Genomic DNA, 23,293 nt, shown 5'->3' with positions numbered 1-23,293 from the left:
TTGTAGAAAATGGCCCGTTACACCGGCCCCATGACCCGGAAGTCGCGCCGTCTCGGCGTCGACCTCGTCGGTGGCGACTCGTCCTTCGAGCGTCGCCCCTACCCTCCCGGCCAGCACGGCCGCGGCCGCATCAAGGAGAGCGAGTACCTCCTCCAGCTTCGCGAGAAGCAGAAGGCGCGCTTCACCTACGGCGTGATGGAGAAGCAGTTCCACAACTACTACACCGAGGCGTCGCGCCGCGCCGGCAAGACCGGTGACAACCTGCTCCAGCTGCTCGAGTGCCGCCTGGACAACGTCGTCTACCGCGCCGGCTTCGCCCGGACCCGCCGCCACGCCCGCCAGCTGGTCGTGCACGGTCACTTCAAGGTGAACGGCAAGAAGGTCGACATCCCGTCGTACCAGGTCGCCGCGCACGACGTCATCGACGTCCGCGAGAAGTCGCTCGAGACGACCCCGTTCATCGTGGCTCGGGAGACCCACGGCGAACGCGTCGTGCCCGCGTGGCTCGAGGCGATCCCGTCGCGGATGCGGGTCCTCGTCCATCAGCTCCCGGTCCGGGCCCAGATCGACATCCCGGTCCAGGAGCAGCTCATCGTCGAGTACTACTCGAAGAAGTGACACCGGCCGGCGCCGCGGAGACCGCCAGGAGCCGCGGCGCCGACCACACCTTCCGTCAACCCTGAAGTTCGGGCCCGTCAAATAGCGGGTGGGCCCGGAAAGGAAAGAACAAGTGCTCATCGCACAGCGCCCCACCCTGTCGGAAGAGACCGTCGACGAGTTCCGTTCGCGGTTCGTGATCGAGCCGCTCGAGCCGGGCTTCGGCTACACGCTCGGCAACTCGCTGCGGCGTACCCTGCTCAGCTCGATCCCCGGTGCCTCGGTCACGAGCATCAAGATCGACAGCGTCCTCCACGAGTTCTCGACCATCGAGGGCGTCAAGGAGGACGTCACCGAGGTCATCCTCAACCTCAAGGGCCTGGTCGTCTCCTCGGAGCACGACGAGCCCGTCACCATGTACCTGCGCAAGTCCGGTGCCGGTGACGTCACCGCCGCGGACATCGCGCCGCCGGCCGGTGTCGAGGTGCACAACCCCGACCTGAAGATCGCCACCCTGTCCGACAAGGGCAAGCTGGAGATGGAGCTGGTCGTCGAGCGTGGGCGTGGCTACGTGTCCGCCGTGCAGAACAAGGGCGCGGACAACGAGATCGGCCGGATGCCCGTCGACTCGATCTACAGCCCCGTCCTGAAGGTGACCTACAAGGTCGAGGCCACCCGTGTCGAGCAGCGCACGGACTTCGACAAGCTCGTCATCGACGTCGAGACCAAGCCGTCGATCCGTCCCCGCGACGCGATCGCCTCGGCCGGCAAGACCCTGGTCGAGCTCTTCGGCCTGGCCCGTGAGCTGAACGTCGAGGCCGAGGGCATCGACATCGGCCCGTCGCCGGTCGACGAGCAGCTGGCCGCCGACCTCGCCCTCCCGGTCGAGGACCTGCAGCTGACCGTCCGCTCCTACAACTGCCTCAAGCGCGAGGGCATCCACACCGTGGGTGAGCTCATCAGCCGCTCGGAGCAGGACCTGCTCGACATCCGCAACTTCGGTGCGAAGTCGATCGACGAGGTCAAGGCCAAGCTGGTCGAGATGGGCCTGTCCCTCAAGGACAGCGCGCCCGGCTTCGACCCGCAGGCCGCGCTGGCGGCGTACGGCGACGACGACGACGACGCGTTCGTCGAGGACGAGCAGTACTGATACGGCTTCGAGGATGGCGCTGGCGCGCCTTCCTCGACCACCGAAAACCGTCCGCCGCCCGGCGGGCGTCTACCCCGGTACCTGACACGGCCGGAGAGAGAAGAGAGACACGATGCCCAAGCCCACGAAGGGTCCCCGCCTCGGCGGCAGCCCGTCCCACCAGCGCCTGATCCTGTCGAACCTGGCCACCCAGCTCTTCGAGCACGGCCGGATCACGACGACGGAGTCGCGCGCCCGCGCGCTGCGTCCGTTCGCGGAGAAGCTCATCACCAAGGCGAAGAAGGGCGACCTGCACAACCGTCGCGAGGTCCTCAAGGTCGTCCGCGACAAGTCCGTCGTGCACGTCCTCTTCACCGAGATCGCACCGACGTTCAGCGAGCGTCCGGGCGGCTACACCCGGATCACCAAGGTCGGTCCGCGCAAGGGCGACAACGCCCCGATGGCGGTCATCGAGCTGGTGACCGAGGCGTACAGCCCGAAGCCGGCCACCTCGCAGAAGTCGACCGCGAAGAAGGCCACGCCGGCTGCCGCGGCTGCTCCGGAGTCGACGGTCGCCGAGGACGCCCTCGTCGCGGACGTCGCCGAGGAGACCGCCGCGGAGGAGACCGCGACCGAGGAGGCTCCGACCGAGCTCGCCGAGGAGGCGTCGCCCGAGGAGAGCGTCGTCGCCGAGGAGGAGGTCGCCGACGAGGCGCCCGCCGAGGAGGGCACCGAGGACGAGAAGGCCTGAGCCCGACCGTCACCTGACGCCCGAAGGCCCGTCACCCGTGAGGGTGGCGGGCCTTCGTCGTGTCCGGCGAGGGTCGAGATCCGTGAGATGGCTCCCGAACGGGCGGAATCAGAGCCATCTCACGGGTCTCGACGTGCCCGCGCGGAGCGCCTCGGGGGCGGACGGCGCGAGCGGCAGGTGGGGGAGCACCGTGGCCTGGAAGGCGTGGTAGACGTCCGGCTTGCCGGTCCACACGGTCGCGGCCGGGCGGTTGGCGGCGTCGAGCTCGTGGTGCCAGCTGCCGTGCTCGAGGTCGAGCAGGTGCTCGCGCGCGTAGGCCCACCACGTGTCCGACCAGTGCCGGAAGACCCGCTCGCCGGTGCGCAGATGGAGGGCGCCGGCCGCTCCGATGGCCTCGGCGACCACCCAGTGCATCCGGCTGCGGACGACCGGCGTGCCGTCCCAGTCGACGGTGTAGACGAAACCGGGTGCCCCATCGGCCTCCCAGCCGACCCGGATCGCCGTCTCGAAGAGGTGACGGGCGTCGTCGGGCAGCCAGGCGGGGGCCTGCGGCAGCGCGGCCTCCAGCTGGAGCAGCAGTCGCGACCACTCGAGCAGGTGGCCGGGCGTGCAGCCGTAGGGCCGGAACGGGTCATCGGGGCGCTCGCGGTGGTAGTCCGGGAGCGGCTCCCAGTCGGGCGAGTAGTGCTCGGGCAGCAGGAAGTCGTGGTGCCGCGCGACCCCGTGGATGAGATGCTCGGCGATGCCCAGCGCGGTCTGGTGCCATCGTGGCTCGTCGAGCACGTCGCCGACGACGAGCAGCGCCTCGACCATGTGCATGCTCGCGTTGGCGCCGCGGTAGGACTCCTGCGTCGTGAAGGCGCGGTCGTAGGCCTCGACGACCCGCCCGTCGGCGTCGAGGAAGTGGGCCTCGAGCACGCTGGCCGCCTCCGCCAGCAGCTCGCGGGCGCCCGGGACTCCCGCCGCTGCGGCCGAGGCGGCGGCGAGGGCCACGAACGCGTGCGGGTAGGCGCGCTTCCCCGGGTCGGTGGGCTCGTCCCCGCGGGCATCGAGCGCGTCGTACCAGCCGCCGTGCACGGGGTCGCGGTGGTCCGTCGCGAGGGCGCGTACGCCGTGCTCGGCGAGGGCGCTCGCGCCGGCGACGCCCAGCTGCGAGGCCAGCGACCAGACGTAGGTCATCCGCGCCGCGACCCAGGTCGGCCGGCCGCCCCCGGGGGTCGGCCGGCCGCGGTCGTCCAGCCACGCGAACCCACGCTCGACCCGGGCGGCGCGGGCGAAGTCGAGCAGCCGGACGCCCTCCGGTGTCAGCGCGGGTACGGCGGTCGCCTCGGGCCGTTCGTGAGCGCTCACCCCTTCACCGAGCCGGCCATCAGTCCGCCGACGAACCAGCGACCGAGGATGATGTAGACGACGAGGGTGGGCAGCGACGCGATGAGCGCCCCGGCCATGCTCGCCGAGTAGTCCTGGAGCTGGCCGCTCGCGAGGAAGTTGAGCGCGATGGTGACCGGCCCGTTGCGGGCGTTGGAGAAGAACAGCGCGAAGAGGTAGTCGTTCCACGCCGACGTGAACTGCCAGATCAGCACGACCACGAACGCCGGCATCGAGATCGGCAGGATGATCGAGAGATAGGTGCGGAAGAGCCCCGCACCGTCGACGCGGGCCGCCTCGATCAGCTCGTCGGGCACCCCGGCGTAGTAGTTGCGGAAGATCAGCGTGGTGATCGGGATGCCGTAGACGACGTGCAGCACGATCAGGCTCGGGATGCCGCTGGGCACCTGGAGGTCCTGCATCAGCTGCACGAGCGGGATCATCACCGCCTGGTAGGGGATGAACATGCCGAAGAGCAGCAGCGTGAAGACGATGTCGGCGCCGGGGAAGCGCCAGCGGGCGAGGACGAACCCGTTGAGCGAGCCGAGGATCGCCGAGATCAGCGCGGCCGGGATCACCATCGAGAAGGTGCGGCCCAGGGCCGGCGCGAGCTGCTCCCAGGCGCGGGACCAGCCGGCCGTCTCCCAGGACGTAGGCAGGTTCCACGCCCGTGCGGGCGTGGCGTCGCCGAGGCCCTTGAAGCTCGTCACGAAGAGCACGTACGCCGGGATCAGCACGATCAGCAGGAAGAGCACCAGCGTCAGGTAGCGCAGCGACCGGCCGAGCAGGCTGCCGCCGCGGCGGCCGCGTCCGATGGGCGCGACGGTCGGCGCCGGCGGCGGGAGGGTGTCCGTGGTCATCGCTGGCGCTCCTGGCGGAAGGTGTAGACGAGGTAGGGGACGACCAGCACGGCGACGATCGCCAACAGCACGGTGGCGATGGCCGCTGAGGTGGCGTAGTCGCCCGCGGAGAACTCGACCCACATGTCGATGGCCGGGACCTTGGTCGTGTAGTTGGTCTGACCGGAGATCGACATGATCAGGTCGAAGACCTTCAGCGACATGTGGCCGACGATGATCACGGCCGAGAGGGCCACCGGCGAGAGCTGCGGGAAGATCACGTGGCGGTAGAGCTGCCACTCGCTGGCGCCGTCGATGCGGGCCGCTTCGCGGAGCTCGTCGGGGATGCCGCGGAACCCGGCCAGGAAGAGCGCCATCACGTAGCCGGAGAGCTGCCAGATGGCCGGCACCGCGATCGCGAGGATGCCCCAGTCGGGATCGGTCCACCAGGGGTTCTGGAGGAACCCGAGGCCGATGCCCTCGAAGAGCCGGTTGAGGCCGCTGGCGCGATCGCCCTCGGCGCTGTTGAGCAGCCAGCGCCACACGACGCCGGAGGCCACGAAGGAGACGGCCATCGGGAAGAGGTAGACGGCGCGGAAGAAGCCTTCGCCCTTGAGCCGGCGCTCCAGCAGCCAGGCCCACATGAAGCCGATCGCGAGGGTGCCGACCAGGAACGTGACCGTGTAGAGGACGAGGTTGCGCAGGGAGTAGCGGAAGTCCTCGTCACCGAACAGGTCGCGGTAGTTCTGCAGCCCGACGAACCCGCCCTCCTCGACCCGGGTGTGCTGGTCGGTCATCGAGGTGTGGATGTTGGAGGCGATCAGCCCGTAGACGAAGATGCCGACCAGGACCAGCGACGGCAGCACGAGCAGCAGGCCGGGCAGCCAACGACGCCAGTGACGCATGAGTTCTCACTCCGGGGGTGTCGGGACGGGGGACGGAAGCCGGGGCAGGTCCGCGCACGGACCTGCCCCGGGGGTTCGTCAGGACGGGGACGTCACTGCGCGTTCTTCTCCGCGGCCTCGGCGAGGCCGTCCTGGAGCTCGTCGACGTCCTGGTTGGCGCCGAACTTCGCCACCGCGCTGGTGATGTCGGTCAGCCACGCGATCGGCGCCGCGGCACCGTGCGCCAGGGACGACACGATCTCGTCCTGGGCGTAGTCCTCGATCGCGGTCTGCTGGTAGGGACCGAACGACGAGGTGTCGGCCTCGGTGTTCGCCGGGATCGAGCCCTTGGCGGCGTTGAACGCCTCCTGGCCCTCGGCGCTGGCGACGGTCTGCAGCCAGGCCTCGGTGCCGTCGGGGTTCGGGGCGCCCACCGGGAGCACGAACGAGTCGGCCAGGAAGTCGAAGATCCCGTCGTTGCCCGGCACCGGGAACGCGACGTAGTCCTTGTCGAGGACCTTCTTCTGCTCGTCGAAGGCGGCCACGGCCCAGTCGCCCATCACGTTGAACGCGGCGTCGCCGTCGATCACGAGCTGGGTGGCGTCGGGCCAGTCGAGCGACTGACGGTCCTTGTTGGTGTAGGAGAAGAGCTTGGCGTAGTCGTCGAGCGCGTCGCCCACCTCGGAGCCCGCCCAGTCGGTGCTGCCGTCCCACAGGCCGTTGTAGCCCTCGGCGCCGAGGTCGGCGATCAGCACGGTCTCGAGCAGGTTGACCTGCGTCCAGTCGGTCGCGATGGACAGCGGGATCTTGCCGGCCGCCTCGACCTTGTCGAGGGCCGCGAACCAGTCGTCCATCGAGTCGTAGGTGGCCTTCGGGTCCAGGCCGGCGTCCTCGAGGACCTGGGTGTTCGCCCAGACCACGTTGGCACGGTGGATGTTCGACGGGACCGAGTAGATCTTGCCGTCGGAGGTCAGGCGGTCGAGCAGCGCCTGCGGGAACACGTCGTTCCAGCCCTCGTCCTCGTACATCGAGCTCAGGTCCTCGATCTGACCGTTGTTGATGTAGTCGGTGAGCTCGGCGCCGGCGTGGGCCTGGAAGGTGTCCGGCGGGTCGTTGGTCTGGAGGCGGCTGGCCAGCACGTTCTTGGCGTCGCTGCCGGCACCGCCGGCGACCGCGCCGTTGACGAACTTCTGGTCGGGGTGCTGCTCGTCGAAGACCTTGACCAGCGCGTCGAGCCCGGCCTTCTCGCTGCCCTCGGCCCACCAGGTGAAGACCTCGACCTCACCCCCGCCGCTGCCGCTGCTGCTGCCGCCCTCGTCGTCACTGCCGCACGCGGTCAGCGTGAGCATCGCGCAGGCCGCGATCGCGGCACCGATCCTCAGTGTGTTCACACGCATCGGAACTCCCGTTCTCGTTGTGGTTGTCGTCCGGGCCCGGGCATGCGCCGCGTCGGTGTCCGTGACCCAGCCACTCTGGTGCTCGGGAGCCGTTGACGTCAACCTATGAAGACAATTCGCCGGTGAGATGCAGAATATTGTGATCACTTTGAAACACGGCCGCGAGCGCCCCGAGGACCTGTGCCCGGGCCCCGAGCTCGGAGACCGCCAGCCTCACGTGCTCGACCGCACTGGGCACCGCGACCTGCCGCAGGACCCCGCGCATGCTGTCGAGCAGCGGGGTGTTCGCGCGCGCCAGGTCGCCGCCGACGATGATCATCGAGGGGTTGAGCAGGTTGCAGAGGCCGGCGACGGCCACGCCCAGGGCGTGGCCCGCGCCGTCGAGCACCCGGCGGGCCGGGACGTCGCCCGCGTCGAGCAGGTCGAGCACCCGGTCGATCGTGAGGTCGGCTCCGTGGCTGGCCGCCAGCCGCTCGAGGATCACCGGTACGGCGGCCTCGAGCTCGAGACAGCCGCGGTTGCCGCACCGGCAGACGGGGCCCATGGTGTTGACCGTGGTGTGCCCGATCTCGCCGGCGGTGCCGCTGGCGCCCCGGTAGAGCCGGCCGTCGACCACCAGCCCGGCGCCGATGCCGGTGGAGATCTTGATGTAGACGAGGTCGTCGACACCGCGGGCCGCGCCCCAGGTGCGCTCGGCCAGCGCGCCGAGGTTGGCGTCGTTCTCGATGAGCGCCGGCATCCCGAAGCTGCCGTCGACGAGCTCCTCGAGCGGCGCGCCGACCCACTCCGGCAGGATCGAGCCCGACCCGACCAGGCCGGTGCGGGTGTCGATCGGCCCGGGGATGCCGACGCCGAGCGCCACGACGTCGGCCCGGGTCGCTCCGGTGGACTCGACGAGCTCGTCGAAGACCTCGCGCGCGACCGCCACGCCCTCGGCGGCGGGATAGCCGCGCCGGACCCGCACCTCGCGCTCGGCCACGATCTCCTGGGAGAGGGCGGCGATGGCGATCCGCACGTGGCTGCGGCCGAAGTCCACCCCCGCCGCGAGGCCGGTGGAGCGACTGATCCGCACCGCCTGCGCGCGCCGACCGCTGCTCACGGTCGCCGTCAGCTCGACGAGGCCCTCCTCGGTCAGGGCGCGCACGATGTTGGACACGGTGGCGGCGGACAGGCCCGTCTGGCGGGCGATCTCGGCCTGGGTCGGCGACCCCGCGCGCACGACGTGCTCGAGCACGCGCCGGCGGTTCGTCGCGCGGAGCGCCGATTGTGAGCCGGGTGTCGTCATCGCTGGCCTGCCCAGGGTCGCTGCCTACAAGGCTTGAACGGTGGAGCAGACGGTAGCAGCCGCCGGCTACCAGGTCTGCTCGACCAGACGGACCGCCTCGGGGAGCGTCAGGCCGAGCCGCCGGACCGCGGAGGCGTACGCCGCGGCGGCGTCGCGCGCGTCGGCCCCGGTGCCGGCAGCGCTGGCCGCCACGAACGTGCCGCGCCGTCCCTCGGTGGCGACGACTCCGTCGGTCTCGAGTGCGCGGTAGGCCTTGGCGACGGTGTTGGCGGCGAGCCCGAGGTCGGCGGCGAGGGCGCGGACGGTCGGCAGGCGGGTGCCGGCGGGCAGGTCGCCCGCCGCGGCGCGGGTGGCGATCTGCGCCCGCAGCTGCTCGAACGGAGGCACGGGCGAGCTCGCATCGAGCGGGTGGACGACCGGGGCGGGCATGGAGGCATGGTAGATACGTCGCCATGCACACCGATGCCCTCGTCGTGGGTGAAGCGCTCGTCGACATCGTCCGCGCCGCCGGCGGCGCCACCGTCGAGCACCCCGGCGGGAGCGCGGCGAACGTCGCGGTCGCGCTGGCCCGGCTCGGCCGGCCGGTGCGGTTCGCGACCGCCTGGGCCGACGACGAGCGTGGCGCGGTGCTGGCCCGGCACCTGGCCGCGGCGCAGGTGGAGCTCGCGGCCGACCCGCACGTGCTGGCCCGGACGTCGACGGCCACCGCGACGCTGGGGGCCGACGGCTCCGCGACATACGAGTTCGACCTCGAGTGGCGGCTCGGACCGGTGCCGACCGAGCCGCCGCCCCTGGTCGTGCACGCCTGCTCGCTCGGCGCGGTCCTCGAGCCGGGGGCCGACGCGGTGCTGGGCCTGGTCGAGCGGCTGCGCGACGTCGCGACGATCAGCTACGACGTCAACGTGCGGCCCGCCGTCACCGGCACCGGGACCGACGTGGTCGACCTCGTCGAGCGGATGGCGTCGCGCAGCGACCTCGTGAAGGCCTCCGACGAGGACCTCCGGCACCTCTACCCGGGAGTGCCGCTGGCCGAGGCGGCGGCCGCGCTGCGCGCCCTCGGCCCGGCCGCGGTCGTGGTGACGCGCGGCGGGGAGGGCGCGACGTGGTTCGGGTCGGGGGACCCGGTCGACGTCGCCTCGCTGCCCGTGACCGTGGCCGACACGATCGGCGCGGGCGACACCTTCGGCGCGGCCGTGGTCGACGCCCTCTGGGAGCGCGGCCGTCTCGGCGCAGAGATGCGCGGCCCGCTGCGCGACCTCCCCGCCCACGAGGTCGCCGAGGTGCTCGCCCACGCGGCCCGCGCGGCGGCGGTGACGGTGTCACGCCCGGGCGCGGACCCGCCGTACCTCCGCGAGCTCCGGCTCGGTTAGGCCTCGGGCGCCGGCGCGAGGAACGAATGCACGAGCGGCACCGCCGAGGCACCCTCGCCGCTCGCCGAGGCGACCCTCTTCATCGAGCCGGACCGCACGTCGCCGGCCGCGAAGATGCCGGGCGCCGTGGTCGCGAGGCTCTCCGGCGGCAGGTCGTCGACCCACAGCTCCCGGGGCACGTCGCGTCCGGTGAGCACGAAGCCCCGGTCGTCGCGGGCGACCTCGCGCGGCAGCCAGTCGCAGTGCGGCTCGGCGCCCAGCAGCAGGAAGAGGCCGTACGCCGCGACGCGCTCCCGCGCCCCGTCGCGGACGTCCTCGAGACCCAGCCACTCCAGGCGGCCGTCGCCGCCGCCGTCGACCACGCGGCAGCAGGTGCGCACGGTGATGCGGGGGTTGTACTCGATCTCGCCGATCAGGTACGACGACATCGTCTCGGCCAGGTCGGACCGGCGGACCAGGATCGTGACCGATCGCGCGAACCGCGCCAGATGCACGGCCGCCTGCCCGGCGGAGTTTCCGCCGCCCACGACGTAGACGTCCTGGCCCTCCATCTCGCGGGCGGCGGTCATCGCGGCGCCGTAGTAGACGCCGGAGCCGACGAGGTCCTCGACGGGCTCGACCCGCAGCTTGCGGTAGGCGACCCCGCTCGCGATCACGACCGAGCGGGCGCGCACCTCGCCGCTGTCGGTGCTGAGCACGTGCGGCTCGCCGTCGAGGCCCGGCCGCAGCTTGTCGACGACCTGCCCGGTGTAGAACCGCGCACCGAACCGCAGCGCCTGGTTGCGGGCGCGCTGGGCGAGCCGCATGCCGGAGATGCCGCGCGGGAAGCCGAGGTAGTTGCGGATCATCGAGCTGGTGCCGGCCTGGCCGCCGATCGCCTCGGCCTCGAGGATCACCGTCGACAGGCCCTCGGAGGCGGCGTACACCGCGGACGCGAGCCCGGCCGGGCCGCCGCCGACGACCGCCAGGTCGACGACGTGGTCGACGTCGAGGTCCGTGGGCGCGCCGTACAGGGTGATCGCGACGTCGCGGACGCTGGTCGCGTGGACCACCGGCCGGTTGGGTGCGTAGACGAGGGGGTACGCGGGCTCGCCCTCCCACAGGTCGAGCACGAACCGGCCGCCGTCCGAGTCGGGCTCGTAGACCCGGCTGGGCATGCCCATCCGGTCGAGGAAGTCGCGGATCGACAGGGTCAGCCCGTCGCGGGCCGGCGAGACGATCTTGACCGAGACGACCTCCGGATCGGGCACGGTGGAGCCCCAGTCGGAGAGCAGGTCGGTGATCGCGTGGTGGAACTCCTCGTCGCGGTCACCGCGCGGCATCAGCAGGTAGGCGTCGTACTTGCCCTTGGCCATGCCGGCGCGCAGGCCGGGCGCGTCGGAGAGGAAGCGGTCCCAGTGGGCGGCGATCACGCGGCGCCCGGTCGGCACCTTCTCGCGGAGCTTGTGGAAGCAGTGCAGGACCTCGGCGTCGGGCAGCACCGACTCGCTGGCGAACATCGCGACGGTGCCGCCGGACGCCACGATGTCGTGGGTCGTCTCGAGGGCCTCACGGCACGACCGCGCGACTCGCACGTCGTACTCGCTGCCGTAGCGAGCGAAGCCCACCTGCATCTCGTCGGGATGGTCCGGAGATATCAGCACGATGGCCGGTGCGCTCACGCTCACCAGCCTACGAACGCTCGCAATAGGATTGCCTGTCGTGCGCCTCCGCCTCGACCTCGCCTACGACGGCACCGAGTTCCACGGCTGGGCTGCCCAGCCGCGGCTGCGGACCGTGCAGGGCGAGCTGACGACGGCGCTGGCGACCGTGCTGCGGGTGGCCTCGGTCGACGTGGTCTGCGCCGGCCGCACCGACGCCGGCGTGCACGCGCGCGGCCAGGTCGTGCACGCCGACCTCGACGATCCGCCCGCGCTCGACTCGCTGGTGCGGCGGCTCAACGGCGTGCTCCCGGCCGACGTGCGCGTACGCCGTGCCGCCGAGGCGCCGCCCGGGTTCGACGCGCGCTTCGGCGCGCTCTGGCGGCGCTACGCCTACCGGATCGCCGACGCACCCGGCGCGGTGGATCCCCTCGCCAGGCAGCACGTGCTCGCGTGGCCGCGACCGCTCGACGAGCGCGCCATGAACGCCGCGGCCGTGCTGCTGGTGGGACGCCACGACTTCGCGGCGTTCTGCAAGCAGCGCGAGGGCGCGACGACGATCCGCACGCTGGAGCGGCTGTCGTGGGCGCGTGACGAGGCCGGAGTGCTGGTCGGGACGGTCGTCGCCGACGCGTTCTGCCACAGCATGGTGCGCGCGCTGGTCGGATGCCTGATCGTGATCGGCGAGGGCCGCAAGCCCGCCGACTGGGCCGACGAGGTCCTGCGCGCGGCCGTGCGGAGCCCGTCGGTGCCGGTCGTGCAGGCCCACGGGCTGACCCTGGAGGAGGTCGGCTACCCGGCCGACGACGAGCTGGCCGCGCGGGTGCGGACGACGATGGCGCGGCGACGGGTGGAGGAGGTCGACCGGTGAGCGACCACTACTTCAGTGCCGACCCTTCGGTGCCCTTCGAGCGCGAGACCTTCACGTGCTCGGTGTGGGGCCACGACCTCAGCCTGGTCAGCGGGGCCGGCGTCTTCTCCCGCGGCCACCTCGACCACGCGACGGCGGTGCTCCTCCGCGAGACCGAGCCGCCGGTGCAGGGCCGCTTCCTCGACCTGGGCTGCGGCTACGGCGTGATCGGTCTGGCGATCGCGTCCGCCGTGCCCCTGGCCTCCGTCACGGCCGTCGACGTCAACGAGCGGGCGATCGCGCTCGCCAACGAGAACGCCCGCGCCCTCGGCGTGGCCGGACGCCTCGTCGCCTGCCGCCCCGAGCAGGTGCCGACCGGCGAGGTCTACGACGAGATCTGGTCGAACCCGCCCATCCGGATCGGCAAGCAGGCGCTCCACGACCTGCTGCTCACCTGGCTGCCCAGGCTCGCCCCCGGCGGCCGCGCGGTGATGGTGGTCGGCAAGAACCTCGGCGCCGACTCGCTGCAGCGCTGGCTGGGCGAGCAGGGCTGGCCGACGTCGCGCCTCGCGAGCTCGAAGGGCTTCCGCGTCCTCGAGGCGCGACGTGTGCCGTAGGCGCCCGCGGGACGTCATACGGCGCGAGCACGCGGATGCTCCGTCCGTATGACGTCCCGGGGGCGACGCTGCTAGTCGTTCGCCTCGACGTCCGGGATGCCGCCCTCCGGCGGGGCGTCGTCGAACTGGCCGGAGTCGTCCTCGGTGATCTCGGCGTCGCCGATGTCGGTGGTGAGGACCTCGCTGAGCGGCTCGCCCTTGCCGTCCTTCAGCTCCACCAGCTGCAGGCCGGAGATGCCGAGGTGGCTGTCCTCGCTGTAGCGGTACGGCGCGTAGTTGGGTCCCTCGAAGTCGCCACCCGCTTGCTCGAGGGCGTCGACGAGACCCTCGCGGGTCAGGTCCTCGCCGGCGGCCTGCAGCGCCTGAACGAACGTGTAGGCCCAGGACATCCCGTAGATCCGGTAGTTGGTCAGCTCGCCCTTGGTGCCGTGCTCGTCCCAGACCTGCTGCCAGAGCTGGACCCACGGGTTGTCGGGCGCGTCGACGCCGGGGATGTACTCCGACGACATGATCCCGTTGAGCGCCGACGCGTTGCCGGCCACCGCGCCCTCGGAGAACTGCTCCAGCAGGGAGCCGACGAGTGCGGGGTCGGAGCCGACGTTGGAGACGTACCACTGCGGCTTGAAGCCGAGCTTGAGCGAGACCAGCTGGGCGAGCGCGGTGTACGACGGGGTCGTGAACGCCAGCACGATGTCGGGCTTGCTCGCCTGGAGCGCCGCGATCTGCGGGCCGACGTCGGTGTTGCCGGAGGTGTAGCGCTGGACCTCGACGACCTGCTCGTCGAGGAACTGCCGCACGCCCTTCTCCGCGTCCGCGCCGAAGTCGTCGTCCTGGAGGAAGAGGCCGACCTTGGCGTCGGGCATGTTGTCGGCGACGTACTGACCGATGATCTTGCCCTCGATCTCGTAGTCGGGCTGCCAGCCGAAGGTCATCGGCCGCTCCTCGGGGTTGTCGCCCCAGCCGAGCGAGCCCGAGGACACGAAGAGGTCGGGCACCTCCTCGTCGTTGAGGAAGTCGACGACGGCGCTGTGGGTGGGCGTCCCGAGCGAGCCGACCGTCGCGAAGACCTCGTCCTTGAGGACCAGCTCGTTGGTGAGGCTGCTGGTCTTGGTGGGGTCGTAGCCGTCGTCCTTGACCTCGAAGTCGATCGTGCGGCCGTTGACGCCGCCGTCCGCGTTGACCCAGTCGAAGTAGGCCTGGGCGCCGGTCGGGATCTCGCTGTAGCCGGGGGCGGCCACGCCGGTCAGCGGGAAGGTGCCGCCGACCCTGATCGAGTCCTCGGTGACGCCGACGTCGGACGCGCCGCCGCCACCGTCCCCGTCGTCCTCGTCCCGCCCCCCGGCGCCGCACGCGGCGACGAGGACCAGCGAGGTGAGGATGCTGGCCGCGCCGGCCAGCCTCCTCCGCCCCGTGCGGTGTAGAGCGTTCATGACGGTTCTCCCTTCGAGGTGGTGTGGCCGAGCCGGTGCCAGGCGGTGCGCAGGCTGCCGACGAGACCGGAGGGGGCGAGCAGGATGACCGCGACCATGACGAGCCCGTAGAGGAGCGGTGCGAGCTCGGCGGCGCGGATGTCGTCGAGACCGGCGGAGACGCCCGCGTCGGTGATGACGTCGGGGAGGAAGGTGAGCAGCGCCGCGCCGGCGAGCGCGCCGGTGAGGGTGCCGAGGCCGCCGAGCACCACGGCCGTCAGCAGGGTCAGGCTGAGGGTGAGGGAGAAGCCGCTCGGTGCGGCCAGCCGCACCGACACCGCCATCACGAAGCCGGCGGCGCCCGCCGCGGCCGCGCTGACGACGAACGCCGACACGCGGGCCCGGCCCAGGCCGATGCCGGCGACCTCGGCCGCGACCTCGTCGTCGCGTACGGCGCGCCACCGGCGGCCGACGCGGCTGCGGGAGAGGTTGGCGAGCCCGACGTACGCGACGACCAGCGTGAACCAGCCGAGGTAGGCGACGTACTTGCTCGGCGTGAGGTCCTGCCCCGTCACGAAGAACGCGAGGTCGAGCACCCAGTCGGGCGCGTCGGGCACGCGGACGCGCAGCCCCTGCTCGCCGCCCAGGGTGTCGCCGAAGTAGAGCGCGATGCCCGGGACCGCCACGGCCAGGGCGAGGGTCGCGCCGGCGAGGTAGGGGCCGTGCAGGCGGGCGGCGGCGACACCGATGGCCGCGCCGACGACGAGCGTCACCAGCGTGGCGGCCACGAGCACGCCGAGCAGCGGGAGCATCGGCTCGTCGTCCTGCAGCAGCAGCGCGGTGGTGTAGGCCCCGACCGCCATCAGGGCTCCGTGGCCGAGCGAGATCTGGCCGTTGAGGCCGGTGAGGACCGTGAGGCCGCCGGCGGCGATGCCGAGGTAGGCCATCTGGGTGAGCTGGACGGCCCGGAAGTCCCCGACGGCGGTGAGCACGGCGACGATGACGACCACGCCGAGGACGGCGAGGACGAGGTGGCTGCGCAGCACCGCGCCGGCACGACTCAGGGCCCGGGTCATACGCGTCGCTCCCTGCCCTGGGCGAAGAGGCCCTGCGGTCGCAGCAGCAGCACCACCATCAGGATGGCGAGCGCCGCGAGGGCGACCAGCTGCGACCCGACGTACCCGGAGACCAGGCTCAGCGACAGGCCGAGCAGCAGCCCGCCGACGACGGCGCCGCCCGGGCTGTCGAGACCGCCGAGGACGGCCGCGACGAAGCCGTAGACCACGACGCTGTCCATGTAGCCCGGGTGCACGAGGCTGCCGCCGGCGATGAGGAGACCGGCCAGCGACCCGACGAGGGACGCCAGCGCCCAGCCGAGGGTGAGCATCCGGCCGACGCGCACGCCGAGCAGCCGGGCGACCTCCTGGTTGAACGCCGCGGCGCGCATCCGCAGGCCCACGTCGGTGAAGCGGAAGAGCAGCACCAGCAGGCCCATGACCACGAGCACCGCGACGATCGTGAAGATCCCGAAGCCGGTCAGGGCGATGGTCGTGTCGCCGACCTCGATGCCGCGGATGCCGAAGGCCGCCGGGAAGGACCGGTAGCGGTTGCCGAAGATCACCGCCGCGAGCGCGTGGATCACGATGAAGAGGCCGAGGGTGAGGATGACGGCGTTGATCTCGGCCTTGCCCTCGACCGGCCGGATGAGCACCCGCTCGACGACGGCACCGAGCACGAGACCGGCGAGGAGAGCGGCGGCGAAGCCGAGCCAGTAGGAGTGGCCCGCCTCGATGATCTGGAGGGCGATGAACGTCGTGACCATCGCCATCGGCGCCTGGGCGAAGTTGACGATGCGCGTGGAGCGCCAGATCAGCACCAGGGCGAGGGCGAATGCGGCGTACACCATGCCGAGCGTCAGGCCGCCGAGGACGGTGTTGACGAACTGCTGCACGGTCTCCTCCCGTCAGAAGCCGAGGTAGGCGTGGCGGAGCTGGTCGTCGCCGGCCAGCACGTCGGCGCGCTCGTCGACGACGACCTCGCCGAGGCTGAGGACGACGCCACGGTGGGCGATGGACAGGGCGCTGCGGGCGTTCTGCTCGACGAGCACCACGGTGAGGCCGTGGCCGACGACCAGCGACTGCACGAGCTCGAAGAGCTGCGCGACAATGCGCGGCGCGAGGCCGAGCGACGGCTCGTCCAGGAGCAGCACCTTGGGGTCCGCCATCAGCGCGCGGCCGAGCACGAGCATCTGGCGCTCGCCGCCGGACAGCGTGTGGGCGAGGGCGTTGCGCCGGTCGGCGAGGGCGGGGAAGAGGTCGTAGACGCGCTCCAGCTCCTCGGCGCGGACCCGGCCGCGGCGTCGGCCGAGCCCGCCGAGGCGGAGGTTCTCCTCGACGGTGAGCTCGGTGATCACGCCTCGGCCCTCGGGCACGTGCGCGATGCCCAGGCCGGGCATCAGCTCGGGCGCGGTGCGGGTCAGCTCGCGCCCGTCGTACGTCGCGCCGCCGGACTGCGCCTTCACGAGCCCGGTGATCGTGCGCAGCAGCGTCGTCTTGCCCGCCCCGTTGGCGCCGAGGACCGCGGTCACCTCGCCCGTGGGCGCGGTGAAGGTGACCTCGCGCAGCGCCCGCACCGCGCCGTACGACGCCGAGAGCTCGCGGACCTCGAGCACGTCAGGCGCCCTTGCCCCGGGAGGGCTCGGCCTCGACCGCCTCGCCCAGGTAGGCGGCGCGCACAGCCGGGTCGTCGCGGACGTCGGCCGGGCTGCCGGTCGCGATCACCCGGCCGAAGTCGAGCACGACGAGGTCGTCGCAGACCGACATCACCAGGTCCATGTGGTGCTCCACGAGCATCACGGCCATCCGGTCGGTGAGCCCGCGCAGCCGCTCGCCGAGGTCGGCCATCTCCTCGTCGGAGAGCCCGCTGGCCGGCTCGTCCAGGAGTAGCAGCGCCGGCTCGGCGACCAGCGCGCGGGCCAGGGAGACCTTCTTGCGCAGGGCGTACGGGAGGCTGGCGGGGGAGCGGTCGGCGTACGCCGCGACGCCGAGCTCGTCGAGCGCGGCGAGCGCGCGCTCGCGCAGCCGTGCCTCGTCGCGGGTAGCGCGGGGCGCGCCGAGCAGGCCGGACCAGAAGCCCGCGCGGCCGATGTGGTCGGCACCGACCAGCACGTTGTCGAGCACGGTCATCCGGTCGAAGAGCCCCAGGCCCTGCAGGGTGCGCGCGATGCCGAGACCGGCGAGGTCGTGGGGGCGCAGACGCTGCAGCTGCCGCCCGCGCCAGGTGAGGGCGCCGGAGTCGGGGGTGACGAAGCCGCACGCGACGTTGAAGAGGGTGGTCTTGCCGGCGCCGTTGGGTCCGATCACGCCGAGCACCTGCCGCGGCCGCGCGGTCAGCGAGACCTCGGAGAGCGCGGTCAGACCGCCGAAGGTGACGGTCACGTCCCGCATGGTGAAGCCGGCCGGCTCCTCCATCGCACCTCCTACGCCCGGACTGTGACGGGGACCACCTTGGTCCGAGCGCACAGGATGCGCATTGGGCGCCGGGCACAGTGACTGTCGGGCGGAGCGCCACGCACTGCCCCGGGTGGTGGCGCATTTTGTGCTCCGGGTGCGAAGGTGCGTGCATGCGTCCGTTCGCCGGGGAGGTGACGCCTGCGCTCGAGGCCCAGGTCGCGGAGGCGTGGATGTCCGTGCTCGGGCAGGCCGACGCCGTCGCCGACGACATCTGCCTGTCGCTGCTGGAGAAGGACGCGGAGTTCTACGAGCGCACGGGGCCGGAGTTCCAGGTCGACGTGCGGGCCAGCACCCGCGAGCACATCCGGCGTGGCATCGAGGCGATGGCCGGCGTCGCCAACGCCACCCACCTGACCGCGGAGCTGTGGCGCGAGACCGGACGCAGGCGCGCCCGCCAGGGCATCCCGATGGAGCTCGTCCTCAACGCCTACACACTCGGCACCCGCGTGCTGTGGGAGGCGCTGCTCGCCCAGGGGGCGCGCGACAACGTCGAGGAGCAGGTCCTGCTCGTCGCCGGGCAGCAGGTGTGGTCGGCCCTCGACGTGCAGAACGCCGTCTTCATCGAGGCCTACCGGCGCGAGAGCGTCCGCCTCCACCGCCGCGACCTGCACCGGCAGCAGAGCACGCTCGACGCGCTGGCCGAGGGTCGTGGTGCCAACCCGGACTTCGCGACCGAGGCCCGCGAGGTGCTCGGCATCGGCTCCGAGATGGCGGTCGCGTGCGTGGTCGCGCCGTACGACGGCTCGCTCGACGAACCGCTGATCGCTCCGACCGACCGCCTCGAGCGGCACGGGCTCATTTCCCACTGGCACGTCCGCGGCGGCCTCTACTTCGGCCTGCTCGCCGGCGACCACCTCCCGCGCGACGCCGACCTGGTCGCGCTGCTGGCGCCGTTCGCCACGGGCCGCGCCGCGGTCGCCTCGTCGCCCGACGGCGTGGCCGGTTTCGCCACCGCCTTCCAGCTCGCCGCCCGCGCCACCGACACCCTCCCGATCGGCTCTCCCGCCGTGGCCGCCGTCAGCCAGCGCCTGCCCGAGGTCTTGCTCGCCGGACATCCCGAGGTCGCCGCGCTGCTCGTCCGCGAGACCGTCGCGCCGATCCTCGCCCAGCCGGCGCACGTCGCCGACACCCTCCGGCAGACCCTCGCCGCCCTGCTCGAACACGACGGCTCCGCCAAGCACGCGGCCGAGGCGCTCTACTGCCACCGCAACACGGTCATCTACCGCGCGAAGCAGATCGAGGAGCTCACCGGCCGCTCGCTCTCCGACCCACGGGACAAGCTGTTGCTGAGCCTGGGCCTGCTGGCCGCGCCCGGATAATTATTTGACTGCGTCAGGCAATTAAACCAGCATGGGGTGATGCCACGCCTGGAGAACCTGCTCGGAGCCTGGTCGCTCGCCGTCGCCGACCGGATGACGGCCGCGGGCCGAGAGGCGGGGTTGTCCGCCTCCGACCAGGCCGCCGTGACGACCCTGCTGGCCCGCCCGGACCGGACCGTGTCGTGGCTGGGTGAGGTGCTGGCGCTCACGAGCTCGGGGTCCACCAGGCTGGTCGACAGGTTGGTCGCCGCCGGGTGGGTGGTCCGGTCGCCCGGCAGCGACACCCGGCAGCGCCGCCTGCGGCTCACCGCGGACGGGGAGGCCCTCGCGCGGCGGGTGGTGCGCGACCGCGCCGAGGTGCTGGCCGCATGCGTGGCGCCGCTGGACGACCGGGCGCGGGACCACCTCGAACGCGCCTTGGAACGCATGGTCGAGGCGTCGACGGACGCCTTCCCCGAGGCCATGCGCACGTGTCGCCTCTGCGACCGCGGCGCGTGTCGCGCCGGGGGACGAGCCTGCCCGCTGGACCACACCAAGCACCGGGGGGACAGCCATGACTGACACCAGTGCGACCACTCGGGTCGTCGCCACCGCGACCGTCCTGCTCCCGGGCACGTCGATGATCGCGGTGACCTTCGGGCTGGCGCGCTACGGCTACGGTCTGCTGCTGCCCGACATGAAGTCCGACCTCGGCATCGGTCCCGGCACCGCCGGCCTGATCTCGTCACTCGGCTACCTCGCCTACCTGGTCGCCAATGCGGCCGTGGTGCCGCTGGCGTCCCGGCTCGGCACGCGGGTGGCGGTGGCGGGAGCCGCGGCGTCGGCCGCGGCGGGCATGGGGGTGATCGCCGTCGCCCACCACACCTGGGCGGTCGCCGCCGGCGTCCTGGTCGCCGGCGCCGCGGCCGGGATGGCCTTCCCGCCGTACGCCGACATCGTGGATCGCCACGTCGACGCGCCGCGCCGCGCGGTGGTGTGGTCGACGATCAGCTCCGGCACCGGGTGGGGCGTGGCACTCGCGGGGCCGGTGGCGATCCTCGCCGGCGACCAGTGGCGGGTCGCCTGGGCGAGCTTCGTGGTGATCGCCGTGGTCGCCGGCGTCGCCGCGACCCGGCTGGCGCCGCCGAAGGACGACGTACCGCTGCGCCGGCCGCAGCTGAGCCCCAGCTGGTTCCTCTGCCCGCGCTCGCGGCCGCTCCTGCTCTCGGCCGTGCTCGTGGGCGCGGGCAGCTCCGTGTGGTGGGTCTTCAGCGTCGACGCCATGCAGGACGCCGGGATCGCGGCCACGCCGGCCCGGGTGGTGTACGCCGTCTGCGGCGCGGCCATGCTGCTGGGCTCGGCGAGCGGGATCGCGTTCGACCGCCTGGGGCTGCGGCCGAGCTACCTCGGGTCGATCGTGCTGCTCGCCGTCTCGCTGGGTCTGCTCGGCGTGGCCACCGCCGACGTCGCCGCCGCGCTCGTGGCGGCCGCGCTGTTCGGCGGCTTCTACGCGGCGGTCATCGCCGCCCACGGTGTCTGGAGCGCCAAGGTCTTCGACGAGCATCCCGCGGCCGGCCTCGCGGCGGTGAGCACGGCCCTGACGCTCGGCACCCTCGCCGGGCCGGTGCTCGCCGGCCTCGCCATCGACCGCAGCGGCTACCCGCTGGCGCTCGCCGGGGCGGCGGTGATCAGTGGCCTCGCCCTGCCCTTCTGCCCACCGGACGATCGCCGCCGCGTCGTCCTCGACGCGCACGCGGACGAGTGCACGGCTGCCCCCGTGCGGGCCTGAGCGGCGCGGTGCTCGGGGTGCCGCCCGGTGCGTCAGTGGGTCAGCTTCAGACCCACGACACAGCCGACGAGACCGAGCAGGAGCAGCACCTTGACGGTGCTGACCGCCTCGTCGCCGGTGGCCATGCCGAAGGCAACCGTCAGTGCTGCGCCGATGCCGACCCAGACGGCGTACGCCGTGCCGACGGGCAGGGTCCGCATCGCGAACGCCAGCCCGCCCATGCTCGCGACGATCGCGACCGCGAAGACCAGCGACGGCACCAGCCGCGTGAACCCCTCGGTCCTGGCCAGGGCGATCGCCCAGACCGCCTCGAGCACGCCGGAGAGAACCAGCACGAGCCACGTCATGACCACTCCTCGGTGGCCGTCTTGTCGCGCTCCGGGTACGGCTCCCTCGTCCGGCGGTCGATCGCCGACCGTCACCCCGAGAATAGCGCCGTCGACCCCGACGGACTCGGCGGGAGATCCACAGAGTGCCGGCGGCTGTCTGACTAGAACGGACTATTGCCTCGTCGGGTGAGCGGGGGAAGAGTGGGTGCGTTCTGGACAACCGCGGGCGCGCACGGGCGCCGCCTTGTCCGCACGGGGAGACCTGACGACGCGCCAGGTGCGGCGCGCCACGTCCCGGTGCGCTGTCAGCGCAGCCGGGTCTCGCACCACGCCACCGACCAGTTCTACCGGAGGAGCACGCATGGCTCCCACGAAGGCCGCCGCGAAGACGGCCGCCAAGAAGACGACCAGACGGAAGACGACCACGCGCAAGGCGCCCGGAGCGCGCCGCGACGTCGACGGTCGACCGACCGAGGAGCTGGTGAACCAGGCCGCGTCCTCTCGCGGGTTCGGCTCACCCCACCGCCCGGCCCGAGGACACGGCTACGAGCAGCGCGGCCTGGCCTACCTGCCGGTCTCCCAGCTGTTCGAGGGCCGGTTCGGCCGGATGTTCCGGCTGCCGCCCTACGTCCCGACGAAGGAGAGGATCGCCGAGATCGCGGCGGTCATGACCGAGGACGCCGCCGGCGGTGACCCCGCGCTCAGCAACCCCACGATCCCGGCCGGCTACACCTACCTGGGCCAGTTCATCGACCACGACCTGACCTTCGACCCGGTCTCGAGCCTGACCCGCCAGAACGATCCGGACGCGTTGACCAACTTCCGGTCGCCCCGATTCGACCTCGACAGCCTGTACGGCCGCGGACCGGCCGACGACGCGTTCATGTACGACAAGCGGCCCGGCTTCGAGGGCATGATGCTGATCGGGGAGCACGACAACGAGCACGACCTGCCGCGCAACTCCCAGCACACGGCGCTGATCGGCGACCCCCGCAACGACGAGAACACCTTCGTCGGCCAGCTCCAGCTGACGATGCTCAAGTTCCACAACAAGATGGTCGAGAAGGTACGCGCGGAGCCCGACCTGCGCCGGGGCAGCGAGAGCACCTTCGAGACCGCCCAGCGCATCGTCCGCTGGCACTACCAGTGGGTCGTCGTCCACGACTTCCTCCGTCGCACGGTCGGCCAGGAGATGCTCGACTCGGTGCTCGACGAGACCGGGGACGTCCCCCGGGTGCACCTGAGGCACTACGACGCGAAGTCGGCGGCGCCGTACCTGCCCGTGGAGTTCGCCGTGGCCGCCTACCGCTTCGGCCACTCCCAGGTCCGCGGTCGGTACTCCCTGAACTCGCTGGTCCAGGGCCTCTCGACGTTCCTGCCCGGGTCGTCGTCGGACCCCGCCAACCTGCTCCGGCAGTTCGGTGGGTTCCGCATCCTCCCGCCGCTCTGGACGATCGAGTGGCGACGGTTCTTCGAGGTCGACGGCGCCGGCGACAGCGTGCTCCAGATGACGCGGCTGATCGACACGAAGCTGGCCAATCCGCTGGCGAACCTGCCGGTCGAGATCGGCGGCGACCGGCCGTCGCTCATCGACCGCAACCTCACCCGCGGTGCGCGGTTGGCGCTCCCGTCCGGTCAGGACGTGGCCGCCGCGATGGGAGTCGCGCCCCTCACGACCGCCGAGCTCGCGCTGCCCGGCGGTGGCCCTGCCCCGCTGTGGTACTACATCCTCCGCGAGGCGCGGGTGCGGGCGAACGGCCACCACCTCGGGCCGGTCGGCGGTCGCATCGTCGCCGAGGTCTTCCTCGGGATCCTGTCGCGCGACCCGTCGTCCTACCACCGCCTGGACCCGACCTGGCGGCCCATCCTGCCGTCGACGGGTCCGACCTTCTCGATGCCCGACCTGGTCAGGGCCTCCGGCCACGGTCTCGACGTGATCGCGGGTCCGCCCGGGAGTGGTCCGGGGGCGTGACCCGACGCACGCCGCGCCGAATCCCCCGATGACTGGCGCGGTGGCGGCCCGGCACCCTCCAGGTGCCGGGCTCGTCGTCGCCGGCGACGCCTCGGGCGATCCGGACTCCGGGGGCCGGCGAGAGGTGCTCGAGGTGCTACCGGGGCGCACCGTGACGGTGGTTGAGGAGGGACGAAGCCCCGTCTCGAAACCACCGAGACCTGCACGACTGGGGTGGTTTCGAGCTGGGTGGCGGCTTCGCTCGCCGATGCGTGGGG

At 72.2% G+C, this 23,293-nt stretch carries 23 protein-coding genes and 1 riboswitch; of the genes, 10 read left to right on the top strand and 13 right to left on the bottom strand.

The annotated features are described in order from the left end of the window. The first annotated feature begins 9 nt into the window (after window positions 1–9). From rpsD to rplQ, 3 genes are all read left to right on the top strand, one after another. The gene (gene rpsD / locus PZ894_RS14425; RefSeq protein WP_275745816.1) at window positions 10–618 is read left to right on the top strand and encodes a 30S ribosomal protein S4; all 609 of its coding nucleotides are present in this window, start codon (window positions 10–12) and stop codon (window positions 616–618) included. A 112-nt stretch (window positions 619–730) separates the two neighbouring features. Next, a complete protein-coding gene (locus PZ894_RS14420) occupies window positions 731–1,747 on the top strand; it encodes a DNA-directed RNA polymerase subunit alpha (RefSeq protein ID WP_275745815.1) in 1,017 nt (338 codons plus the stop codon). 112 nt (window positions 1,748–1,859) lie between these two features. Next, window positions 1,860–2,477 carry a 50S ribosomal protein L17 gene (gene rplQ, locus PZ894_RS14415; protein ID WP_275745813.1) on the top strand — a complete coding sequence of 206 codons (618 nt, stop codon included), beginning with the start codon at window positions 1,860–1,862 and terminating at the stop codon, window positions 2,475–2,477. Window positions 2,478–2,585: 108 nt separating this feature from the next. Here the strand turns inward: rplQ and PZ894_RS14410 are convergent, their stop codons facing one another. From PZ894_RS14410 to PZ894_RS14385, 6 genes are all read right to left on the bottom strand, one after another. After that, complete coding sequence (locus PZ894_RS14410) at window positions 2,586–3,827, bottom strand: AGE family epimerase/isomerase (RefSeq protein ID WP_275745811.1); 1,242 nt, start codon at window positions 3,825–3,827, stop codon at window positions 2,586–2,588. Further along, window positions 3,824–4,705 carry a carbohydrate ABC transporter permease gene (locus PZ894_RS14405; protein ID WP_275745809.1) on the bottom strand — a complete coding sequence of 294 codons (882 nt, stop codon included), beginning with the start codon at window positions 4,703–4,705 and terminating at the stop codon, window positions 3,824–3,826. Before PZ894_RS14405 ends, PZ894_RS14410 begins: the two co-directional genes overlap by 4 nt. After that, entirely contained in the window at window positions 4,702–5,589 is an 888-nt protein-coding gene (locus PZ894_RS14400) for a sugar ABC transporter permease (protein WP_275745807.1), read from the bottom strand. The genes PZ894_RS14405 and PZ894_RS14400 overlap by 4 nt, the downstream gene beginning before the upstream one ends. Before the next feature lie 92 nt (window positions 5,590–5,681). Then, complete coding sequence (locus PZ894_RS14395) at window positions 5,682–6,959, bottom strand: ABC transporter substrate-binding protein (RefSeq protein ID WP_275746411.1); 1,278 nt, start codon at window positions 6,957–6,959, stop codon at window positions 5,682–5,684. Window positions 6,960–7,068: 109 nt separating this feature from the next. Continuing rightward, window positions 7,069–8,199, bottom strand: a complete 1,131-nt coding sequence (locus PZ894_RS14390) for an ROK family transcriptional regulator (RefSeq protein ID WP_345799157.1) — start codon at window positions 8,197–8,199, stop codon at window positions 7,069–7,071. Window positions 8,200–8,316: 117 nt separating this feature from the next. Beyond that, entirely contained in the window at window positions 8,317–8,679 is a 363-nt protein-coding gene (locus PZ894_RS14385; protein ID WP_275745803.1) for a GntR family transcriptional regulator, read from the bottom strand. A 23-nt stretch (window positions 8,680–8,702) separates the two neighbouring features. On the opposite strand from PZ894_RS14385, the gene PZ894_RS14380 reads away from it, so the two are divergent. Further along, on the top strand, window positions 8,703–9,620 hold the full coding sequence (locus PZ894_RS14380; RefSeq protein ID WP_275745801.1) for a carbohydrate kinase: 918 nt from the start codon (window positions 8,703–8,705) through the stop codon (window positions 9,618–9,620). On the opposite strand, the gene PZ894_RS14375 is transcribed toward PZ894_RS14380, so the two are convergent. After that, complete coding sequence (locus PZ894_RS14375) at window positions 9,617–11,281, bottom strand: FAD-dependent oxidoreductase (protein ID WP_275745799.1); 1,665 nt, start codon at window positions 11,279–11,281, stop codon at window positions 9,617–9,619. The genes PZ894_RS14380 and PZ894_RS14375 overlap by 4 nt on opposite strands. A 40-nt stretch (window positions 11,282–11,321) precedes the next feature. On the opposite strand from PZ894_RS14375, the gene truA reads away from it, so the two are divergent. Both truA and PZ894_RS14365 read left to right on the top strand, forming a co-directional pair. Beyond that, entirely contained in the window at window positions 11,322–12,131 is an 810-nt protein-coding gene (gene truA / locus PZ894_RS14370; protein ID WP_275745797.1) for a tRNA pseudouridine(38-40) synthase TruA, read from the top strand. Beyond that, window positions 12,128–12,727: a methyltransferase gene (locus PZ894_RS14365; protein WP_275745795.1), complete on the top strand. Its 600-nt coding sequence runs from the start codon at window positions 12,128–12,130 to the stop codon at window positions 12,725–12,727. The genes truA and PZ894_RS14365 overlap by 4 nt, the downstream gene beginning before the upstream one ends. Window positions 12,728–12,798: 71 nt before the next feature. Here PZ894_RS14365 and PZ894_RS14360 read toward each other — a convergent pair whose 3' ends face one another. Genes PZ894_RS14360 through PZ894_RS14340 form a run of 5 tightly spaced genes read right to left on the bottom strand, consistent with a single transcriptional unit; the run spans window position 12,799 to window position 17,606 of the window. Beyond that, window positions 12,799–14,157, bottom strand: coding sequence for an ABC transporter substrate-binding protein (locus tag PZ894_RS14360; protein WP_275745793.1), 1,359 nt, complete (start codon window positions 14,155–14,157; stop codon window positions 12,799–12,801). After that, entirely contained in the window at window positions 14,154–15,212 is a 1,059-nt protein-coding gene (locus PZ894_RS14355; RefSeq protein ID WP_275745791.1) for a branched-chain amino acid ABC transporter permease, read from the bottom strand. Before PZ894_RS14355 ends, PZ894_RS14360 begins: the two co-directional genes overlap by 4 nt. After that, a complete protein-coding gene (locus PZ894_RS14350; RefSeq protein WP_275745789.1) occupies window positions 15,209–16,087 on the bottom strand; it encodes a branched-chain amino acid ABC transporter permease in 879 nt (292 codons plus the stop codon). Before PZ894_RS14350 ends, PZ894_RS14355 begins: the two co-directional genes overlap by 4 nt. A 12-nt stretch (window positions 16,088–16,099) precedes the next feature. Next, on the bottom strand, window positions 16,100–16,807 hold the full coding sequence (locus tag PZ894_RS14345) for an ABC transporter ATP-binding protein (protein WP_275745788.1): 708 nt from the start codon (window positions 16,805–16,807) through the stop codon (window positions 16,100–16,102). Between the two features lies 1 nt (window position 16,808). Then, entirely contained in the window at window positions 16,809–17,606 is a 798-nt protein-coding gene (locus PZ894_RS14340) for an ABC transporter ATP-binding protein (protein ID WP_275745786.1), read from the bottom strand. Window positions 17,607–17,758: 152 nt separating this feature from the next. On the opposite strand from PZ894_RS14340, the gene PZ894_RS14335 reads away from it, so the two are divergent. The 3 genes from PZ894_RS14335 to PZ894_RS14325 are packed head-to-tail and all read left to right on the top strand — an operon-like array spanning window position 17,759 to window position 20,735. Beyond that, window positions 17,759–18,967, top strand: a complete 1,209-nt coding sequence (locus PZ894_RS14335) for a helix-turn-helix domain-containing protein (RefSeq protein WP_275745784.1) — start codon at window positions 17,759–17,761, stop codon at window positions 18,965–18,967. Between the two features lie 39 nt (window positions 18,968–19,006). Next, entirely contained in the window at window positions 19,007–19,528 is a 522-nt protein-coding gene (locus PZ894_RS14330; protein ID WP_275745782.1) for a MarR family winged helix-turn-helix transcriptional regulator, read from the top strand. Then, window positions 19,521–20,735 carry an MFS transporter gene (locus PZ894_RS14325; RefSeq protein ID WP_275745781.1) on the top strand — a complete coding sequence of 405 codons (1,215 nt, stop codon included), beginning with the start codon at window positions 19,521–19,523 and terminating at the stop codon, window positions 20,733–20,735. The genes PZ894_RS14330 and PZ894_RS14325 overlap by 8 nt, the downstream gene beginning before the upstream one ends. 32 nt (window positions 20,736–20,767) lie before the next feature. Here the strand turns inward: PZ894_RS14325 and PZ894_RS14320 are convergent, their stop codons facing one another. Then, complete coding sequence (locus PZ894_RS14320) at window positions 20,768–21,082, bottom strand: SMR family transporter (protein ID WP_275745780.1); 315 nt, start codon at window positions 21,080–21,082, stop codon at window positions 20,768–20,770. Window positions 21,083–21,093: 11 nt separating this feature from the next. Then, a riboswitch (guanidine-III (ykkC-III) riboswitch) is annotated at window positions 21,094–21,157 on the bottom strand. 268 nt (window positions 21,158–21,425) lie between these two features. Between PZ894_RS14320 and PZ894_RS14315 the strand changes: the two genes are divergently transcribed. Then, on the top strand, window positions 21,426–23,036 hold the full coding sequence (locus PZ894_RS14315; RefSeq protein ID WP_275745779.1) for a heme peroxidase family protein: 1,611 nt from the start codon (window positions 21,426–21,428) through the stop codon (window positions 23,034–23,036). The last annotated feature ends 257 nt before the right edge of the window (window positions 23,037–23,293 follow it).

The sequence above is a fragment of the Nocardioides sp. YIM 152315 genome (genome assembly GCF_029210375.1).
GTDB lineage: Bacteria > Actinomycetota > Actinomycetes > Propionibacteriales > Nocardioidaceae > Nocardioides.
Note: the sequence above shows the minus strand (reverse complement) of the source record. Positions and strands in the feature narration are given on the sequence as shown.

Excerpts from the sequence above, each read along its gene's own strand:
- rpsD (WP_275745816.1), top strand. The coding sequence starts at position 10 with ATGGCCCGTTACACCGGCCCCATGACCCGGAAGTCGCGCCGTCTCGGC.
- rplQ (WP_275745813.1), top strand. The coding sequence starts at position 1,860 with ATGCCCAAGCCCACGAAGGGTCCCCGCCTCGGCGGCAGCCCGTCCCAC.
- PZ894_RS14405 (WP_275745809.1), bottom strand. The coding sequence starts at position 4,705 with ATGACCACGGACACCCTCCCGCCGCCGGCGCCGACCGTCGCGCCCATC.
- PZ894_RS14400 (WP_275745807.1), bottom strand. The coding sequence starts at position 5,589 with ATGCGTCACTGGCGTCGTTGGCTGCCCGGCCTGCTGCTCGTGCTGCCG.
- PZ894_RS14385 (WP_275745803.1), bottom strand. The coding sequence starts at position 8,679 with ATGCCCGCCCCGGTCGTCCACCCGCTCGATGCGAGCTCGCCCGTGCCT.
- PZ894_RS14380 (WP_275745801.1), top strand. The coding sequence starts at position 8,703 with ATGCACACCGATGCCCTCGTCGTGGGTGAAGCGCTCGTCGACATCGTC.
- PZ894_RS14360 (WP_275745793.1), bottom strand. The coding sequence starts at position 14,157 with ATGAACGCTCTACACCGCACGGGGCGGAGGAGGCTGGCCGGCGCGGCC.
- PZ894_RS14355 (WP_275745791.1), bottom strand. The coding sequence starts at position 15,212 with ATGACCCGGGCCCTGAGTCGTGCCGGCGCGGTGCTGCGCAGCCACCTC.
- PZ894_RS14340 (WP_275745786.1), bottom strand. The coding sequence starts at position 17,606 with ATGGAGGAGCCGGCCGGCTTCACCATGCGGGACGTGACCGTCACCTTC.
- PZ894_RS14335 (WP_275745784.1), top strand. The coding sequence starts at position 17,759 with ATGCGTCCGTTCGCCGGGGAGGTGACGCCTGCGCTCGAGGCCCAGGTC.
- PZ894_RS14330 (WP_275745782.1), top strand. The coding sequence starts at position 19,007 with ATGCCACGCCTGGAGAACCTGCTCGGAGCCTGGTCGCTCGCCGTCGCC.
- PZ894_RS14325 (WP_275745781.1), top strand. The coding sequence starts at position 19,521 with ATGACTGACACCAGTGCGACCACTCGGGTCGTCGCCACCGCGACCGTC.
- PZ894_RS14320 (WP_275745780.1), bottom strand. The coding sequence starts at position 21,082 with ATGACGTGGCTCGTGCTGGTTCTCTCCGGCGTGCTCGAGGCGGTCTGG.
- PZ894_RS14315 (WP_275745779.1), top strand. The coding sequence starts at position 21,426 with ATGGCTCCCACGAAGGCCGCCGCGAAGACGGCCGCCAAGAAGACGACC.